16 protein-coding genes are annotated in these 18,089 nt (G+C 70.8%); 13 read left to right on the forward strand and 3 right to left on the reverse strand.

The window, feature by feature from the left end; translation table 11 throughout:
• The first annotated feature begins 6 nt into the window (after positions 1-6).
• From ACIQ6R_RS25375 to ACIQ6R_RS25420, 10 genes are all read left to right on the forward strand, one after another.
• Positions 7-267 carry a hypothetical protein gene (locus ACIQ6R_RS25375; protein ID WP_404180135.1) on the forward strand — a complete coding sequence of 87 codons (261 nt, stop codon included), beginning with the start codon at positions 7-9 and terminating at the stop codon, positions 265-267.
• Positions 268-277: 10 nt separating this feature from the next.
• Positions 278-472, forward strand: a complete 195-nt coding sequence (locus tag ACIQ6R_RS25380; RefSeq protein ID WP_375915063.1) for a hypothetical protein — start codon at positions 278-280, stop codon at positions 470-472.
• A 278-nt stretch (positions 473-750) separates the two neighbouring features.
• On the forward strand, positions 751-1,038 hold the full coding sequence (tatA, locus tag ACIQ6R_RS25385; protein ID WP_404179736.1) for a Sec-independent protein translocase subunit TatA: 288 nt from the start codon (positions 751-753) through the stop codon (positions 1,036-1,038).
• A 47-nt stretch (positions 1,039-1,085) separates the two neighbouring features.
• A complete protein-coding gene (gene tatC, locus ACIQ6R_RS25390) occupies positions 1,086-2,036 on the forward strand; it encodes a twin-arginine translocase subunit TatC (protein ID WP_404179733.1) in 951 nt (316 codons plus the stop codon).
• A gap of 55 nt (positions 2,037-2,091) precedes the next feature.
• Entirely contained in the window at positions 2,092-4,944 is a 2,853-nt protein-coding gene (locus ACIQ6R_RS25395) for a DEAD/DEAH box helicase (RefSeq protein ID WP_404223616.1), read from the forward strand.
• 383 nt (positions 4,945-5,327) lie between these two features.
• Entirely contained in the window at positions 5,328-6,950 is a 1,623-nt protein-coding gene (locus ACIQ6R_RS25400) for a sensor histidine kinase (RefSeq protein WP_404179727.1), read from the forward strand.
• 26 nt (positions 6,951-6,976) lie between these two features.
• On the forward strand, positions 6,977-7,354 hold the full coding sequence (locus ACIQ6R_RS25405) for a roadblock/LC7 domain-containing protein (RefSeq protein WP_247696687.1): 378 nt from the start codon (positions 6,977-6,979) through the stop codon (positions 7,352-7,354).
• Positions 7,351-7,767, forward strand: a complete 417-nt coding sequence (locus ACIQ6R_RS25410) for a DUF742 domain-containing protein (RefSeq protein ID WP_404179724.1) — start codon at positions 7,351-7,353, stop codon at positions 7,765-7,767. The genes ACIQ6R_RS25405 and ACIQ6R_RS25410 overlap by 4 nt, the downstream gene beginning before the upstream one ends.
• Positions 7,748-8,368: an ATP/GTP-binding protein gene (locus tag ACIQ6R_RS25415; RefSeq protein WP_310874209.1), complete on the forward strand. Its 621-nt coding sequence runs from the start codon at positions 7,748-7,750 to the stop codon at positions 8,366-8,368. Before ACIQ6R_RS25410 ends, ACIQ6R_RS25415 begins: the two co-directional genes overlap by 20 nt.
• 113 nt (positions 8,369-8,481) lie before the next feature.
• A complete protein-coding gene (locus ACIQ6R_RS25420; protein WP_404223619.1) occupies positions 8,482-9,990 on the forward strand; it encodes a cytochrome P450 in 1,509 nt (502 codons plus the stop codon).
• Here the strand turns inward: ACIQ6R_RS25420 and ACIQ6R_RS25425 are convergent.
• The gene (locus ACIQ6R_RS25425) at positions 9,984-10,949 is read right to left on the reverse strand and encodes an RluA family pseudouridine synthase (RefSeq protein WP_404223620.1); all 966 of its coding nucleotides are present in this window, start codon (positions 10,947-10,949) and stop codon (positions 9,984-9,986) included. The two genes, ACIQ6R_RS25420 and ACIQ6R_RS25425, sit on opposite strands and share 7 nt — an antisense overlap.
• Positions 10,950-11,028: 79 nt before the next feature.
• On the opposite strand from ACIQ6R_RS25425, the gene ACIQ6R_RS25430 reads away from it, so the two are divergent.
• On the forward strand, positions 11,029-11,610 hold the full coding sequence (locus ACIQ6R_RS25430; protein ID WP_404223622.1) for a GNAT family N-acetyltransferase: 582 nt from the start codon (positions 11,029-11,031) through the stop codon (positions 11,608-11,610).
• Between the two features lie 478 nt (positions 11,611-12,088).
• Here the strand turns inward: ACIQ6R_RS25430 and ACIQ6R_RS25435 are convergent, their stop codons facing one another.
• Positions 12,089-12,934: a siderophore-interacting protein gene (locus ACIQ6R_RS25435; protein WP_404223625.1), complete on the reverse strand. Its 846-nt coding sequence runs from the start codon at positions 12,932-12,934 to the stop codon at positions 12,089-12,091.
• Positions 12,935-13,073: 139 nt separating this feature from the next.
• Positions 13,074-13,979, reverse strand: coding sequence for a 5'-3' exonuclease H3TH domain-containing protein (locus tag ACIQ6R_RS25440; protein WP_404223855.1), 906 nt, complete (start codon positions 13,977-13,979; stop codon positions 13,074-13,076).
• Positions 13,980-14,220: 241 nt separating this feature from the next.
• On the opposite strand from ACIQ6R_RS25440, the gene ACIQ6R_RS25445 reads away from it, so the two are divergent.
• Positions 14,221-15,312: a glycine betaine/L-proline ABC transporter ATP-binding protein gene (locus ACIQ6R_RS25445; protein ID WP_404179705.1), complete on the forward strand. Its 1,092-nt coding sequence runs from the start codon at positions 14,221-14,223 to the stop codon at positions 15,310-15,312.
• The gene (locus ACIQ6R_RS25450; RefSeq protein WP_404223627.1) at positions 15,305-17,920 is read left to right on the forward strand and encodes an ABC transporter permease/substrate binding protein; all 2,616 of its coding nucleotides are present in this window, start codon (positions 15,305-15,307) and stop codon (positions 17,918-17,920) included. The genes ACIQ6R_RS25445 and ACIQ6R_RS25450 overlap by 8 nt, the downstream gene beginning before the upstream one ends.
• Positions 17,921-18,089: the final 169 nt, after the last annotated feature.

Consider the following 18,089-nt stretch of genomic DNA (forward strand, 5'->3'; position numbering starts at 1 on the left):
CCGGGCATGACGGCGGCGTCCGCGTTCGCCGGCATGAGACGCGTGCCCCCGGTCGTGTTCAAGGCGGGCTGCCCGGACTGCCGGGGCCGCTTCGAGCTCGCCGCGAGCGCCCTGCGCCTCGCCATCGGCGCCACGAGCCGCACCACGTTCTACTCCTTCACCTGCCCCGAGTGCGGGTCCGCCGTGCGCAAGCCGGCGGGGGAGCGGGTCGTGGAACTGCTCACCGGCGGCGGGGTCAGCACCCTGCGGCTGCACTCCACCGTCTAGGCTCTGTGTCATGTTCTGGCCGATGTTCGCGGTTGCCGTGGGTTTTCTGGGTCTTGCCGTTCTCGCGGTGTTCGCCGTGAAGGTGTTCGTGGAGGCACAGCGCCTGGGCCGGCAGGTGACGGACTCCGCCGACCGGATCAGCCGGGCGGCGGAGGACCTGGAGCGGGCGACCGGGAGCGCCGCACGCGCGGTGGACGCCCTGTGAAGGTCTGAACGCCCGGCTCGGATGCCCGGCCGGCACCCGATGGGCCCAGGCGAGTTGCGTATGGGGACACTTTGCCCTGTCACCCCGCAGGTCCCTGAAGGTACGCTGCTGGTCGCGGCCCGGAAAACGAGGCCCGGTCGCGGACGGGAGTACGCACGGGGATTGCCTCACGTTCACCCCTGAGCGTTACGATCGCTGCACAAGACGATCGATCGGGCACATGTCCGACCGGTCGGACAGCACCCCCACCAGCCGCCTCGGTGAGAAGGTAAAGACTTATGTTCGGAAGGCTCGGAGCCCCCGAGATCATTCTCATCCTCGTCGTCATCATCCTGCTGTTCGGCGCGAAGAAGCTTCCGGACATGGCGCGGTCGCTCGGCAAGTCGGCGCGCATCCTCAAGAGCGAGGCCAAGGCGATGAAGAGCGAGAGCAAGTCCGACGACTCCGCTCCCGCCGACCCGCCGAACCCCGAGCAGGCCGCGGCGCAGCGCACCATCCAGGCCGCTCCCGGCGATGTGACCAGTTCCCGCCCGGTCAGCGAGCCGACGGACACGACCAAGCGCTGACGCAGGGCCGGTGACCTCCGGCCCGCCGCACGAGATGGGAACGTGGGTTGCTGAAGTCTGCCCGCAACATGGAGAAGGATCCCGAGGGGCGGATGCCCCTCGCGGAGCACCTTCGTGAGCTCCGCAACCGGCTCGCGAAGGCGCTGCTGGCCATCGTCGCCGTCACCGTGGCCGCCGCATTCTTCTACCAGGAGATCATCAACGTCCTCACCGAGCCGATCCTCGATTCGATCGGCTGTGAGAAGTCGTTCGCGGAGCTGGCCCAGGCGGAGGCCGGAGCGGAGCCGTGCGCGCAGATCACCATCAACGGTCTGCTCGGCCCCTTCACCCTGGCTCTGAAGGTGTCCCTGACGGCCGGCATCGTGCTGGCCTCCCCGGTCTGGCTCTACCAACTGTGGGCGTTCGTCGCCCCGGGCCTGCACAAGAGCGAGAAGAAGTACGCCTACGCGTTCGTCGCCACCGGCGCGCCGCTCTTCCTCATCGGCGCCTACTTCGCCTACGCGGTGCTGCCCACCTCGGCGAAGGTGCTGATCGAGTTCACGCCGAGCGATGTCGACAACCTGCTGCCGTTGGACGAGCTGCTCGACCTCGTCACACGCATGGTGATCGTCTTCGGTCTCTCCTTCGAGCTGCCCCTGCTGCTGGTCATGCTCAACCTCACCGGAGTGCTGACCGGCAAGCGGATGCTCGGCTGGTGGCGCGCCATGATCATGGGCATCACGCTGTTCGCGGCCATCGCCACGCCGAGCACCGACCCCCTGACGATGATCATGCTGGCCGGGCCGATCTGGGTGCTGTACTTCGCCGCGGTCACCATCTCCCTGCTGAACGACCGGCGCAGAGCCCGCCGCGAGGCTCTGGAACCCGACGACGACGAGGCGTCCGAGCTGGACCTCACGCCCGACGACATCGGCGAGATCGAACCCGTCACCACGGCCCGCGCTCTGCCCGAGCAGGCGACGAAGGACCGGGTCAACGGCTACGACGACGTGACCTGAGGACCGGCGGGGCGGCGGAAGCCCCGCACGGTCCCTCACGGGACCGATCCCGATAATGATCGTCCTGTTGTCAGTGCGGCCCGGTACGCTCGAAAGCACGATGACAGAGGATCTCTCTCCGGCCGAGCGGTATGCGGCAGCCCGCCAGCGCGCTGCCGAGCAGGCCACCGCGCTCGCCTCCTTCCGCGAGATGTACGACTTCGGCCTCGACCCTTTCCAGATCGAGGCCTGCCAGGCACTCGAGGCGGGCAAGGGCGTGCTGGTGGCCGCGCCCACCGGCTCCGGCAAGACGATCGTCGGCGAGTTCGCCGTCCACCTGGCCCTCCAGCACGGCAAGAAGTGCTTCTACACGACGCCCATCAAGGCGCTGTCGAACCAGAAGTACGCCGACCTGTGCCGCCGTTACGGCGCGGACAAGGTGGGCCTGCTCACCGGCGACAACAGCGTGAACTCCGACGCCCCGGTGGTCGTGATGACCACCGAGGTCCTGCGGAACATGCTGTACGCCGGCTCCCAGACCCTCCTCGGCCTCGGCCACGTGGTCATGGACGAGGTGCACTACCTCTCCGACCGCTTCCGCGGCGCCGTGTGGGAGGAGGTGATCATCCACCTCCCCGAGTCCGTGACCCTGGTGTCACTGTCGGCCACGGTGTCGAACGCGGAGGAGTTCGGCGACTGGCTCGACACCGTGCGCGGCGACACCCAGGTGATCGTCTCGGAGCACCGGCCCGTGCCGCTGTTCCAGCACGTGCTGGCCGGGCGCCGGATGTACGACCTCTTCGAGGAGGGCGAGGGCCACAAGAGGGCCGTCAATCCCGACCTCACGCGCATGGCGCGCATGGAGGCGAGCCGCCCGTCCTACCAGGACCGCAGACGCGGCCGTGCCATGAAGGAGGCCGACCGGGAGCGCGAGCGCCGGCAGCGCTCCCGCATGTGGACGCCGGGCCGGCCCGAGGTCATCGAGCGGCTCGACGCCGAGGGACTGCTGCCCGCGATCACCTTCATCTTCAGCCGCGCCGCCTGCGAGGCCGCCGTCCAGCAGTGCCTGCACGCCGGGCTGCGGCTCAACGACGAGGACGCGCGGGAGCGGGTGCGCTCCCTGGTCGAGGAGCGCACGTCCTCCATCCCGACCGAGGACCTGCACGTCCTGGGCTACTACGAGTGGCTGGAGGGCCTGGAGCGCGGCATCGCCGCCCACCACGCGGGCATGCTGCCGACGTTCAAGGAGGTCGTCGAGGAGCTCTTCGTACGCGGACTGGTCAAGGCCGTCTTCGCGACCGAGACCCTCGCCCTCGGCATCAACATGCCCGCCCGCTCGGTGGTGCTGGAGAAGCTCGTCAAGTGGAACGGCGAGCAGCACGCCGACATCACCCCCGGCGAGTACACCCAGCTCACCGGCCGGGCCGGGCGGCGCGGCATCGACGTCGAGGGCCATGCCGTCGTGCTCTGGCAGCGCGGTATGAACCCCGAGCACCTCGCGGGTCTGGCCGGTACGCGCACGTATCCGCTGCGCTCCAGCTTCAGGCCGTCGTACAACATGGCGGTCAACCTGGTCGAGCAGTTCGGCCGGCACCGTTCGCGGGAGCTGCTGGAGACCTCCTTCGCGCAGTTCCAGGCGGACAAGTCGGTCGTCGGCATCTCCCGGCAGGTGCAGCGCAACGAGGAAGGGCTGGAGGGCTACAAGGCCTCCATGACCTGCCACCTCGGCGACTTCGAGGAGTACGCGCGGCTGCGCCGCGAGCTGAAGGACCGGGAGACCGAGCTGGCCCGGCAGGGCGCCAACCAGCGCCGCGCCGAGGCCGCCGTGGCGCTGGAGAAGCTCAAGCCGGGCGACGTCATCCACGTGCCGACGGGCAAGTACGCGGGCCTGGCCCTGGTGCTGGACCCGGGCCTGCCCGCCGGCCGGTCCAACGGCCACCGCGGCTTCGAGCACCACGACGGGCCCCGGCCGCTGGTGCTGACCGCCGAGCGGCAGGTCAAGCGGCTGGCGTCGATGGACTTCCCGGTGCCGGTAGAGGCGTTGGAGCGGATGCGCATCCCGAAGTCCTTCAACCCGCGCTCACCCCAGTCCCGCCGCGACCTCGCCTCCGCGCTGCGCACCAAGGCCGGGCACATCCCGCCGGAGCGAGCCCGCAAGAAGCGCTCGCAGGCCGCCGACGACCGGGAGATCGCCCGGCTGCGCAAGGACATCCGCGCCCATCCGTGCCACGGCTGCGACGACCGCGAGGACCACGCCCGCTGGGCCGAGCGCTACCACCGGCTGCTGCGTGACACCTCGCAGCTGGAGCGTCGGATCGAGGGCCGGACGAACACCATCGCCCGTACCTTCGACCGGATCGTCGCCCTGCTGACGGAGATGGACTACCTGCGCGGCGACGAGGTCACCGAGCACGGCAAGCGTCTCGCCCGGCTCTACGGCGAACTGGACCTGCTCGCCAGCGAGTGCCTGCGCGAGGGCGTCTGGGAGGGCCTCTCCTCGGCCGAGCTGGCCGCCTGCGTCTCCGCGCTGGTCTTCGAGTCCCGGGCCGCCGACGACGCGATGGCGCCGAAGCTGCCCTCCGGCAAGGCCAAGGCCGCGCTCGGTGAGACGGTCCGCATCTGGGGCCGTCTCGACGCCCTGGAGGAGGACTTCCGGATCAGCCAGACCGAGGGCGTCGGCCAGCGCGAGCCCGACCTCGGCTTCGCCTGGGCCGCGTACATGTGGGCGTCCGGCAAGGGCCTCGACGAGGTGCTGCGCGAGGTGGAGATGCCCGCCGGCGACTTCGTGCGCTGGTGCAAGCAGGTCATCGACGTGCTCGGCCAGATCTCGGCGGCCGCGCCCGCCGCGGGCTCGACGGTCCCGAAGAACGCGCGCAAGGCGGTCGACGAACTGCTGCGCGGGGTGGTCGCCTACTCGTCCGTGGGCTAGCCCCCGTATCCCGGAGGCCCGGCGGTGTTCCGCCGGGCCTCCGGGCGTTTCGCGGTGCCCTCGGCGCCGGTTTCCCCGCTTTCCCTCATCTTTCCCTCATCACGGTGAGTGATTTTCGCCTGCCCACTCGCCATTACACACTGTGTTCGATTGGCTCCTCGGCGTGCAAATGGGCCCGAGACTACTGCAGTCCCGGTGCCCGTTTCAGGTGCTTGCTGAATATGACACGGCGATGATCCCCTCGGACTAAGCTCGCCCGCAGCGCACCGAGTTGAGGTGTAATCGCGCGCTTGTTCCCAATGCGCCGAAGATCCCGACAACTTCCAGAGATACCCCGCCGCAAGCTCCCCCATCCCAGCCGATTCGTTTCTCAGAGGGCCTACATGGTGAGTGTTGATTCCCCTCCAGGTCGCCGTGAACTTCCGTACGCGCGAACGCTGTTGCTGCCGGCCATACTGATGGCCGCGGCCACCGGGGCCGCCGTCGCCCTGGTGACGGAACCGGCCCGGCTCGCCGTCGGCCTGTGCGGTGCCGTCGCCACCCTGCTGGTGATCGCCGCGGCTGCCGAAGCGGTACGCCGCGGCCGTGCGCTACGGGTCCTGCGTGCCGAGCACGCCCGTCACAGCGCGTATCTGGAACGCCGGGCCGCGAGCCACCACGAGGAGATGGTCCGTCTCGGCGGCGAAGTGCTGCCCAACGTCCTGGACTTCATGCGCCGGGGGAGCACGCCCCATGAGGTGATGCGCCGTCTCGGCGAGATCGACCCCTCCTACGCCGAACTCGGCGAACCCCAGCGCAAGATGATCCGCATGGTGTGCGACATCGTCGACCACCAGGACTCCATGCGCGAGTCCGCCGAGCGCTCCTTCGTCGACATCGCCCGCCGCGTCCAGGCGATCGTGCACCAGCAGAACAAGGAACTCCGCGAGATGGAGGAGGACCACGGGCGCAACCCCGAGGTCTTCGACGACCTCCTGCGCATCGACCACGGCACCGCCCTGATCGGCCGCCTCGCCGACTCGATCTCCGTCATCGGAGGCGGCCGGCCCGGACGCCAGTGGCCCAAGCCGGTGGCGCTCTACAGCGTGCTGCGCGGCGCCATGTCCCGGATCCTGGAGTACCGCCGGATCAACCTGGCCTCCATCGCCAAGGTCAACATCAAGGGCACCGCGGTCGAACAGGTCATCCACGCCGCGGCGGAACTCCTCGACAACGCCACCCGCTACTCGCCGCCGGGGTCCAAGGTGCATGTCACCGCGACCGAGGTGCAGAGCGGTGTCTGCATCGAGATCGAGGACGCCGGCGTCAGCCTCAGCGAGGAGTCCCGCGCCCGCATCGAGGGACTGCTGGAGCACGCCAAGCGCGGCACCGACGTGCAGGACCTCGCCCACCACCCGCGGCTGGGCCTGTCGGTCGTCGGCCGCCTGTGCACGCAGTACGGCATGGACGTGTCCCTGCGGGCCTCCGCGTACGGCGGCGTCCGGGCCATCCTCATCGTGCCGAGCAAGATGATGACCACCGAGCCCGGAGTCGGCCTCGCCCACGGCATCGGCGCGGCGTCCATCCCCCAGCCGGGCCCGGACGCCCTCCCCGGCCCCAACCGCCCGCCCAAGAAGCGCCGTCCCACCAGCCCCCGTATCCCCGACACGGTCTCCTTGGAGGACGACGTTCCCGAGGTGACCGAGTGGACGGCGGGCGGCCTTCCGCAGCGCCGCAGCCGGGTCAAGATGCCGCTCAGCCAGCGCCTCGCCGAACAGGCGATCTGGGAGCGGGAGGACGCCGAGCGCGAGGCCCGCCAGGCCGCCGAGCGCGCCCGCAACGGGTTCCCGGTGGCCGCGGACCCGGAGCCCGAGCCGGTGAAGGACGAGGGGCTCCCACCGGGGCACTTCATCGGGGCCTTCTGGGAGGGCCTCAAGCAGCACACGGGCAGCACCCAGGCCCACCAGCAGTCCAGCAGCAGCGAGCCGGCCCACGCCCCGGCAGACGACGAGGGGAACCTCAAGTGATCGAGCAGCAAGGCAAGTTCGACTGGATGCTCCGGGACCTCTACGACGGCGTCCCGGGCATCGAGATGATCGTGGTGCTCTCCGCCGACGGCCTGCGCATCGCCCGCTACTCCGGGGACCCGGACGCCGCCGACCGGGTCGCCGCGGCCTGCGCGGGCCTGCAGAGCCTGGCGAGCGCCGTCAGCCAGGAGATCCCGACCAGCGACGGCGACATGAAGATGGTCCTCATCGAGATGAACGGCGGCTACTTCTACCTGATGGCCGCCGGCCCCAACGCCTACCTCGCCGTGCTCTCCGACGTCTGCTGCGAGCCCGGCCGGATGGGTCTCAGCATGGCCGACCTGGTCGCCCGTATCGGGCCCCACCTCACCAGTCCGGCCCGGCGCAACGGGCAGACCGTATGACTCCTCCCCAACGCCAGAGGCGATCTCCCGGGCAGGAGCCGTCCGCCGCGTCCTCCGCAGCCGGACCGCCCCGCAAGGACGACGGGACACCCAACCCCGAACGGCTCTTCGTCATCGGCGGGGAGGGCGGCGGCGAGCGTGCCGACATCGATCTGGTCACCCTGATCGTGGCCCGCGCCGACCCTCCGGTGTCCGCCACACCCGAACAGGCGGCGCTGCTGCGGCTGTGCGCCGCGCCCCTGTCCGTAGCCGAGCTGTCGGCCTACCTGGGCCTGCCGTTCAGTGTGGTGACCGTGTTGCTCACCGACTTGCTGGCGGCGGAACTGGTGCAGGCCCGCGCCCCGATCGTCCGCCAGAAGGTCGCCGACCGAAACCTCCTCGAAGCGGTGATGCATGGACTTCAAAAACTCTGACACGATCCCGGGCCCACGGACCGAGGACCGTCTCCCGCACACGGCCGAGGCCGCCGTGAAGATCGTCATCGTGGGCGGCTTCGGGGTCGGCAAGACCACCATGGTCGGCTCGGTCAGCGAGATCAGACCGCTGACCACCGAGGAGACGATGACCCAGGCCGGCATCGGGGTCGACGACAACTACGGTTCCGCCTCCAAGACGGCCACCACCGTGGCCATGGACTTCGGCCGCATCAGCATCACCGACCAACTGGTGCTGTACCTCTTCGGCACGCCCGGCCAGGAGCGCTTCTGGTTCCTGTGGAACGGTCTGTTCGAGGGCGCGCTCGGCGCGGTGGTACTCGTCGACACCCGCCGCCTCGACGTCAGCTTCGACGTCATGGGACGCCTGGAGGAGCGCGGTGTGCCGTTCGTGGTCGCCGTCAACACCTTCCCCGACGCACCCCGTTACCCCGTGGAGGAACTGCGGGCCGCGCTCGACCTGACCGAGGAGATCCCCATCCTCGACTGCGACGTGCGGCGCCGGGCCTCCAGCCGGGACGTCCTGCTGACCCTGACGCGCTTCCTGCACTCCATCGCCATGAAGGGCGCGCTCGGCTGACCCGGCACGGCCGACCGACCTCCTCGAATACACGAACCCCCACTTCTGACCCACCTCTGACCCCCACTCCTGACCCCCACTTCTGACCCACACTTCTGTTGCGGAGCGACACTGTGACGCCTGAACGCCACTCCCTGACCGGAACGGGCGACCCCCTGCTCGAACCGCCGCCCGGCTGCCCCGCGCACGGCCTCGGACCGGGCGGCCTGCACCGGCTGCACGAGACGGAGGACCTGGAAGAGCTGTACGAGAAGCTGCGCGAGCGGCACGGGCCGGTGGCGCCGGCGCTGCTCCACGACGACGTACCGGTGTGGGTGGTCCTCGGGCACGCCGAGAACCTGCACATGGTGAGCACGCCCGCCCAGTTCTGCCGCGACAGCCGAATCTGGACGCCGCTCAACGAGGGCATGGTCAAGCCGGACCACCCCCTCATGCCGCACATCGCCTGGCAGCCCATCTGCTCCCACGCCGAGGGCGACGAGCACAAGCGGCTGCGCGGCGCGGTCACCAGCGCCATGTCCGACATCGACTACCGGGAACTGCGCCGCCACATCAAGCGGTACACCCAGCGCAACGTCAACCGGTTCTGCGAGGAGGGCCGCGCCGACCTCGTCAGCCAGTTCGCCGAGCACCTGCCCATGGGTGTGATGTGCCATCTCCTCGGTATGCCGGACGAGTACAACGACCGGATGGTCGAGGCCGCCCGCGACACGCTCAAGGGCACCGAGACGGCGATCGCCAGCCACGCCTACGTCATGGACGCCCTGGACCGCCTCACCACCGCCCGCCGGGCCGACCCCAGGGACGACATCGCCGGCCGGCTCGTCGCCCACCCGGCCGGGCTCAGCGACGACGAGGTCAGGGAGCACCTGCGGGTGGTCCTGCTGGCCGCCTACGAGGCGACCGTGAACCTCATCAGCAACGTGCTGCGCGTGGTGCTCACCGACCCGGGCTTCCGCGCCCAGCTCAGCGGCGGCCAGATGACGGTCCCCGAGGCGGTCGAGCAGTCCCTGTGGGACGAGCCGCCGTTCAGTACCGTCTTCGCCTACTTCGCCAAGCAGGAGACCGAACTGGGCGGTCAGCGCATCCGCGCGGGCGACGGGCTGCTGCTCGGCATCGCGCCGGGCAACGTCGACCCGCGCATCCGCCCCGACCTGGACGCGAGCATGCAGGGCAACCGCGCCCACCTCGCCTTCGGCGGCGGCCCGCACGAGTGCCCCGGCCAGGACATCGGGCGTGCCATCGCCGACGCCGGGATCGACGCGCTGCTGATGCGGCTGCCGGACGTCCAGCTCGCCTGCGACGAGGACGAACTGCGGTGGCGGTCGTCGATCGCGTCGCGGCACCTGGTGGAGCTGCCGGTGTACTTCGAGCCCAAGGCGCAGCAGGACATCAGGCAGCAGCCGAGCCACGCCCCGGCCCCGGCCCAGCGCACCGCCTGGCACGTCGGCATCCCCCGGCCGGAACAGCGGCCCGAGCCGCAGGTACCGTCGCACCCGCAGGTGCCGTCGCACCCGCCGATGCCCGCGTCGATGACGGCCGCGCAGCCCCAGCCGGTGCCGGAGCAGCCACGTCCCCGCGGTGCCTGGCAGCGCTTCCTGCTCTGGTGGCGCGGCTACTGACGGCCGTCGGCCCAGTCCTCGTACGCGGTCCAGGCGGCGAGGGACCGGCCGCTGCGGAAGCGGTGCTCCCGCCCGGTGACCGGATCGGTGAACCCCAGCTCCCGCGCCAGCAGTTGCAGCGGGCGCCGGAAGTCGCCGGCCGGCACGGGGTCGGTCACCTCGGGGTAGAGGGGGTCGCCGAGGATCGGCACGCCGAGCGCGGTCATGTGGACGCGCAGCTGGTGGGTCTGGCCGGTGCCGGGCACCAGCCGGTACCGGCCCAGCTCGCGCTCCGGGCCCGGGCGGCGCTCGATCAGCTCAACGCGGCTCACGGCGTTCGGCTCGCCCTCGATCTCCTGGGCGGCCAGCACCCCGCGTTCCTTGAGGATCCGGCTGCGCACGGTCCGGGGGAGGACGAGTTCCGGGTCGTACGGGGCGACGGCCTCGTACTCCTTGCGCACCAGCCGGTCGCGGAACAGGCCCTGGTACGCGCCGCGCTCCTCGGGGCGGACCGTGAACAGGACCAGTCCGGCGGTGAGCCGGTCCAGGCGGTGCGCGGCGCCCAGTGCCGGGACGTCCAGCTCCCGGCGCAGCCGTGCGAGCGCGGTCTCGGTGACGTGGCCGCCGCGCGGGGTGGTGGCCAGGAAGTGCGGCTTGTCGGCGACGACGATGTGCTCGTCGCGGTACACGATCTCCACGGGGAAGGGCACCGGCACCTCGGCGGGCAGCTCGCGGTGGAACCACACGAACATCCCGGGCTTGTACGGAGCGTCTTCCGGTACGGCCCGTCCGTCCGCCCCGACGAACAGCCCGGCGTCGAACATGCCGTCGACCATGTCGGCGCCCGCGCGGGCCAGCCGCTCCGTCAGGTGTTCACGCACCGTGGACCACGGCCCGTCGGCGGGCAGCCGCACCCGCACCGCGTCGATCCCGTCGCGCTGCGGGAGGGGCGAGGGCGGGGGAGGGGGACGGCGTCTCATCGCCTGCCAGCGTACGAGGCGGTGGCCGGTGCCGGAAAACCGCTGGGCCCCGAACGGCGGAGTCGGCAGGATGCGGCCCATGCCCTACCTGACGCGCCCGGTCCTTCCCGCGGGCTCTCTCTCCCGTACCCCGCAGCCCACGTTCCCCACCGGCGACGGGCTGGTGCTGCGGCCCTGGCGCACCGAGGACGCGTCCGCCGTGCACGCGGCCTTCCAGGACCCGGTGATGCACCAGTGGCACATCCGCGCCGCCGACTCCGAGGAGGAGGTGCGCGGCTGGATCACCGAGTGGCAGCGGGGCTGGGCCGATGAGCGCGACGCCCAGTGGGCCGTCGCCGACGAGGGAGACGACCGGCTCCTCGGCAGGGTCGCCCTCCGCGAGGTCGTGCTCGGCGACGGGGTGGCCGAGGTCGCCTACTGGACCACGGCGGCGGCTCGCGGCCGGGGCGTCGCCGCCCGCGCCACGAACGCGCTCGCCCGCTGGGCCCTGGACGAGATCGGCTTCCAGCGACTGGAACTCTCCCACTCCGTCGCCAACGCGGCCTCCTGCCGGGTCGCCCTCAAGGCACGCTTCGCCGTGGAGGGCACCAAGCGCAGCGCCCTGCTCCACTCCGACGGCTGGCACGACATGCACCTGCACGCACGCGTACGCGGCGACTGAGGCCCGGCCTCGCCGGCGCCGATGCGGGCGGCACGCGGTGGGCGTGGCGCGGCCGGCGCGTCGCCGCCTCGTACGCGGGGAGCGCGGTGGCCCGGGCCGTCGCCCGCGCCCGCGCGTGTGCGCACGCCGAGTCGGTGCGCCGGGGCGCCACCGGCGGGTTCCGAGGCTGGATGCCGCTGGGCGTGGGCACTGGCCGGGTCCCGCGACCGGGCGGTGGTCTCGGGGGCTGGGTCACGTCGCCGGGCGGTGGGCACCGGCCGGGTCCCGCGACCGGACTGTGGTCTCGGGGGCTGGGTCACGTCGCCGGGCGGTGGGCACTGGCCGGGTCCCGCGACCGGACTGTGGTCTCGGGGGCTGGGTCACGTCGCCGGGCGGTGGACACTGGCCCGGTCACGCGACCGGGCGGTGGTCTCGGGCTGGGGCGTTCCGCCGGCCGCGGGCGCGGGCCCGGGCGCGCGGCGGGGTGGCGCGGGCTGGGTCACGCGGCCGGGGCGGTGCCCTCCTGCTCTGCCTCGATGCGTGCGTTCCACTCCCGCTTCGAGGCCTGCCAGCCGTCCTCGTTGTGGCCGAGGCGCCAGTACCCGGAGATGGAGAGGTCCTCGCGGGGGATCTCGCGCTCCACCCGGAGGAGCCTGCGCAGTTCCTTCACGCAGGCCGCCTCGCCGTGCACGAAGGCGTGCACCCGGCCCTCGGGGAACTCCAGGCCGCGCAGGGCCTCGACCAGGGCCTGGCCCACCGGACGGTCGCCGCGGTGCAGCCAGACGACCTCCACGTCGGAGTCGATCTTCTGCTCCTCCTCGGGCCCGTCGACCTCGATGAACGCGAAGGCGCGGGCGCCGTCGGGCAGGGCCTCCAGGGACCGGGCGATGGCGGGCAGCGCGCTCTCGTCACCGGCGAGCAGGTGCCAGTCGGCGGCGGGGTCGGGGGCGTAGGCGCCGCCGGGGCCCATGAAGCGGACGGTCTCGCCCGGCTGGACGCGCTGCGCCCAGGGGCCGGCCAGCCCCTCGTCGCCGTGGATCACGAAGTCCAGGGTCAGCTCGCGGAGCTCGGCGTCCCAGTGGCGCACCGTGTACGTGCGGGTCACCGGCCACTGTTCGCGGGGGAACTCCTCGCGGATCCGTTCCACGTCGAAGGGCTCCGGGTAGGTCGCGCCCCCGGCGGGGAACAGCAGCTTCACGTAGTGGTCGGTGCAGGTGTCCGCCGGTAGGCCGGCGAGTTCCTCGCCGCCGAGCACCACACGCTGCATGTGCGGGGTCAGCCGCTCGGTGCGGACGACCTGTGCGGTGTGCGGCTTGCGCGGCTTGCGTCCCGGACGGTCTGCCATGTCGGCCTCCCTGCTCCCTGCGTGAGGGTTCCCTGACTTAGGTATACCTAAGTTAGCATCCTCGTGTACGCCCAGTACGGCTTCCCCTCGGCAGGGCTCCGATGCGCCGGGAAGGCAACGCCTGCCCGGGCCGCACGACTCAGCCGGTGAGTGTCGCCAGCAGCCGCTGCAGTGATCCGCCCAGACCCCAGCGGGCCGCCAGTCCGTCCAGCGCCGCGGCGTCGCGCGGTGCGTGCGGCAGCGCGGTGTCGACGTCCGGCAGCGGGACGTCGTCGGCCACCCGGACGACCTTCGGGGCGACCGCGAGGTACGGCGCGGCCTCGGTCAGCCGCTTGCGCTGCGAGGGCGTGAGCTTCGCGCGCGGGTCGTCGACGGCGGCCAGGATCCCGGCCAGGTCCCCGAACTCGGCGAGCAGCTTCGCCGCCGTCTTCTCGCCGATGCCCGCCACGCCCGGCAGGCCGTCGCTCGGGTCGCCCCGCAGGAGCGCCAGATCGGCGTACCCGCGGCCGTCGACGCCGTACTTCTCGCGCAGTGCCGCCTCGTCGGTGAGGGCGAGGGTGCCGACGCCCTTGATCGGATAGAGGACGCGCACGCCACGGGCGTCGTCGACGAGCTGGTAGAGGTCCCGGTCGCCGGTGACGATGTCGACCGGGCCCGTCGCCCGCGCCGTGTACGTGCCGATGACGTCGTCCGCCTCGTACCCGGCCACGCCGACGCGGGCGATGCCGAGCGCGTCGAGGACGGCCTCGATGACCGGCACCTGCGGTGAGAGCGTGTCGGGCACCTCCTCGGCGTCCGGACCCGCCGGGCGCTCCTCGGCGACCCGGTGCGCTTTGTAGGAGGGGATCAGCTCCACGCGCCAGTGCGGGCGCCAGTCGGCGTCCATGCAGGCCACGAGATGGTCGGGCCGGTGGTCCTTCACCAGGCGGTCGATGAAGTCGAGGAGTCCGCGCACGGCGTTCACCGGCGTGCCGTCGGGGGCCTTCACGGAGTCCGGCACGCCGAAGTAGGCGCGGAAGTAGAGGGAGGCGGTGTCGAGAAGCATCAGTCGTCCGGTCACGCCTCGCATCATGCCGCAGGCGATGTGGCGAGGGAGTGGAGGGCGTGTGAACTGGGTCACTCATATGTTTGGGTCGGGGTGATCAGGGCAGGCGCGCACCCGGGTCAAAGCTGGTTGAAGCATTCAACTGTTAGCGAGTCTTCGAATCCACGACTGCTCGTCTCAGCGGGTCTGCGCTCGGCGAGTCTTCACGGCCCTGTCCCTGCCCCCGATGCAAGAGGTAAGCGTGTCAGCCAGGCTAGAGGCCGAAAACCTGTACAAGGTCTTCGGCAAAAAACCGGACCAGGCAGTCGCACGGCTGCGCCAGGGAACCGACCGGGAGGAGCTGCGGGCCGCCGGCACCACGGCCGCCGTCATCGACGCGTCCTTCACCGTGGAACCCGGCGAGATCTTCGTGGTCATGGGCCTGTCCGGGTCCGGCAAGTCCACGCTCCTGCGCATGCTCAACGGTCTGTCGGAGCCGACCGCCGGGCGCGTCCGATTCGGCGGACAGGACCTGACCGAACTCAGCGACCGCGGACTGCGCGAGGTCCGCTCCAAGCGGATCAGCATGGTCTTCCAGCACTTCGCGCTCTTCCCGCACCGCAGCGTCCGTGACAACGCCGCCTACGGTCTTGAAGTGCAGGGCGTGCCCCGCGCCGAGCGCGAACGCCGCGCCGACGAGGCGCTCGCCCTGTGCGGCCTGGCCGGCTGGGAGAAGTCCTGGCCCGACGAGCTGTCCGGCGGTATGCAGCAGCGTGTGGGCCTGGCCCGGGCGCTCGCCACCGACGCCGACCTGCTGCTGATGGACGAGTCCTTCAGCGCCCTCGACCCGCTGATCCGCCGCGACATGCAGGACCAGCTGCTCGATCTGCAGAAGACCCTGAAGAAGACCATCGTCTTCATCACCCACGACCTGAACGAGGCCATGCGCCTGGGCGACCGCATCGCCGTGATGCGCGACGGCCGGATCGTGCAGATAGGCACCGCGCAGGACATCCTGATACGCCCCGCCAACGAGTACGTCGCCTCCTTCACCCGGGACGTCGACCGCTCCCGGGTGCTCACCGCGGGCTCCGTCATGGAGACGGAGCTGCGCGGCGACGAGGCCGAGTGCGGTTGCGAGACCGCCACGCCCGACACGTCGTTCGCGGAGCTGTGCGCGATCAGCGCCCGCGTGTCCCACTCGGTGGCGGTGCTCGACGCCGACCGCCGGCTCGTCGGCGTCGTCCCGGCCCGGCGGCTCGTCGGCTTCCTCGGCGACGACGAGGACACGGTCCCCGGTGTCTGCGACACCCCGCGGGACAAGGGCGGCGAGAAGGTGATGACCCGTGCCTAGAATCCCCCTCGGCGACTGGGTCAACAGCGCCGTCGACTGGCTGCTCGACAACGTCTCCTGGCTCTTCACCTTCCTGGAGAGCATCTTCACCGGCGCCTACGACGGCATCAACGCCGTCCTCCAGGCCCCCGAGCCGCTGCTGCTCGCCGGCATCTTCGCCGTCGTGGCCTTCTGGCTGCGCGGTGCGCTCGCCGGTGTCCTCGCCTTCGCCGGGTTCGCCTTCATCGACTCCATGGGTCTGTGGGAGCACGCGATGATGACCCTGGCGCTCCTGCTGGTCGCCACGATCATCGCCCTGGTGGTCTCGGTGCCGGTGGGCATCTGGGCGGCCCGCTCCGACCGGGTGAGCGCCGTCGTCCGGCCGGTCCTGGACTTCATGCAGACGCTGCCCGCGATGGTCTACCTCATCCCGGCGATCCTGTTCTTCGGAACCGGCTCCGCCCCGGGCATCGTGGCCACCCTGATCTTCGCGCTCGCCCCCGGCGTGCGCATGACCGAGCTGGGCATCCGCCAGGTCGACAAGGAACTGGTCGAGGCCGCCGAGGCCTTCGGCACCACCCCCCGCAACACCCTGCTGCGGGTCCAGCTCCCGCTGGCGCTGCCCACGGTGATGGCGGGCGTCAACCAGGTCATCATGCTCGGCCTGTCGATGGCCGCCATCGCCGGCATGGTCGGTACCGGCGGCCTGGGCGGCGACGTCATGGCGGGCATTGGTCAGCTCGACGTCGGCCTCGGCGCCGAGGCCGGTGTCGCCATCGTGATCCTGGCGATCTACCTGGACCGCATGACCAGCGCGCTGGGCACGCACGTCTCGCCGCTGGGCCGCCGCGCCGCCGCCAAGGCCCGCGCCGCCAAGGGCCTGAAGATCTGGTCCTACCGGCCGCAGCCGCAGGTCGCCGTGATCGGCATCGTGATCCTCGGCCTGGTGGCCGGCGGCATGGGCGTCTTCGGCGGCAAGGCCGACGACTCCCAGACGGTCGCCGGCGGCAAGAACATCGGCGAGGGCAAGAAGGTCTCCATCGGCTACATCCCCTGGGACGAGGGCGTCGCCTCCACGTTCCTGTGGAAGGAGATCCTCGAACAGCGCGGCTTCGAGGTCGAGGCCAAGCAGTTCGAGGCGGGCCCGCTCTACACCGCGCTCGCGCAGGGCAACATCGACTTCCAGACCGACTCCTGGCTGCCGACCACTCACGAGCAGTACTGGAAGAAGTACGGCAAGCAGCTCGAGGACCTCGGCCCTTGGTACGAGGAGACGTCGCTGGAGCTCACCGTCCCGGCGTACATGAAGGACATCAACACCCTCGCGGACCTCAAGGGCAAGGCCGGTCTCTTCGACGGGAAGATCACCGGCATCGAGTCCAGCGCCGGTGAGACGCGCCTGCTCAAGACCAAGATCCTCAAGGAGTACGGTCTCGACAAGGAGTACAAGGTCGTCGACAGCTCCACGCCGGCGATGCTGGCCGAGCTGAAGCGGGCCTACAGCAAGCAGGAACCGATCGTCGTCCCGCTGTGGTCCCCGCACTGGGCGTACAACGACTACGACCTGAAGAAGCTGAAGGACCCCAAGGGCGCCTGGGGCAAGGGCGACGGCGTGCACACGCTGTCGCGCAAGGGCTTCTCGGACGACAACCCGGTCGTCACCAAGTGGCTGAAGAACTTCTCCATGACCGAGAAGCAGCTCACCAGCCTCGAGGCCGAGATCAACAAGGCCGGCAAGGGGAAGCAGCAGGACGCCGTCCGCACCTGGCTCAAGGCCAACCCGGGCGTCGTGGACAAGCTCGCCCCGGTCGAGGGCGGCGCCGGCGCCACCCCGGCCGAGGCGAAGCGCACACTGGACGTCGCCTGGTTCCCCTGGGAAGAGGACGTCGCCGTCACCTACCTGTGGAAGAACGTCCTGGAGCGGCGCGGCTACAAGCTGAACCTGAAGCAGATGGACGTCGGCCCGGTCTACACCGGTCTGGCCTCCGGCGACCTGGACCTCAACTTCGACGCCTGGCTGCCGCACGCCCAGAAGAACTACTGGGACAAGCACAAGAACAATCTGACCGACCTGGGCACGTGGTACGAGCCGACCTCGCTGGAGATCGCCGTCCCCTCGTACGTGAAGGACGTCAAGTCCCTCGCGGACCTCAAGGGCAAGGCCGACCTCTTCGACGGGAAGATCATCGGCATCGAGCCCGGCACCGGTGAGATGCAGCTGCTCAAGAACGAGGTCCTGCCGGGTTACGGCCTGGAGGACGAGTACGAGGTCGTCGACGGCTCCACGCCGGCGATGCTCGCCGAACTCAAGCGCGCGCTGGCCAAGAAGGAGCCGGTCGCGGTCACGCTCTGGTCCCCGCACTGGGCGTACAGCGACTACGAGCTGACCAAGCTGAAGGACCCGAAGAAGGCCTTCGGCGAGGGCAACACGATCCGCACCATCTCCAGCAAGGCGTTCCCCGAGCAGTACCCGCAGCTCACCGAGTGGATCAAGGACTTCCACATGACCGAGGACGAGCTCGGCACCCTGGAAGCCGAGATCAAGGACCGCGGTCAGGGGCACGAGGAGGAAGCCGTGGCGGCCTGGCTGGAGGAGCACCCGGGCATGGTCGAGCGGATGGCCCCGTAGTAGCGGTAGCGGTCGAGTAGAAGTACCGGCCAAGCAGCAGTACCGGCCACCCCGAGGGGTGGGCCCGGCGGCGCCTCCTGACAGTGCGCGGCCGGGCCCACCCCTCGGGCCGTCCGGAGCCCGGACACGGTAAGGATTTGGACAACCACGGAGCGCCAAGCCCCCGCCT

Source organism: Streptomyces sp. NPDC096048 (assembly GCF_044763415.1).
In the GTDB taxonomy this organism is placed as follows: Bacteria; Actinomycetota; Actinomycetes; order Streptomycetales; family Streptomycetaceae; genus Streptomyces.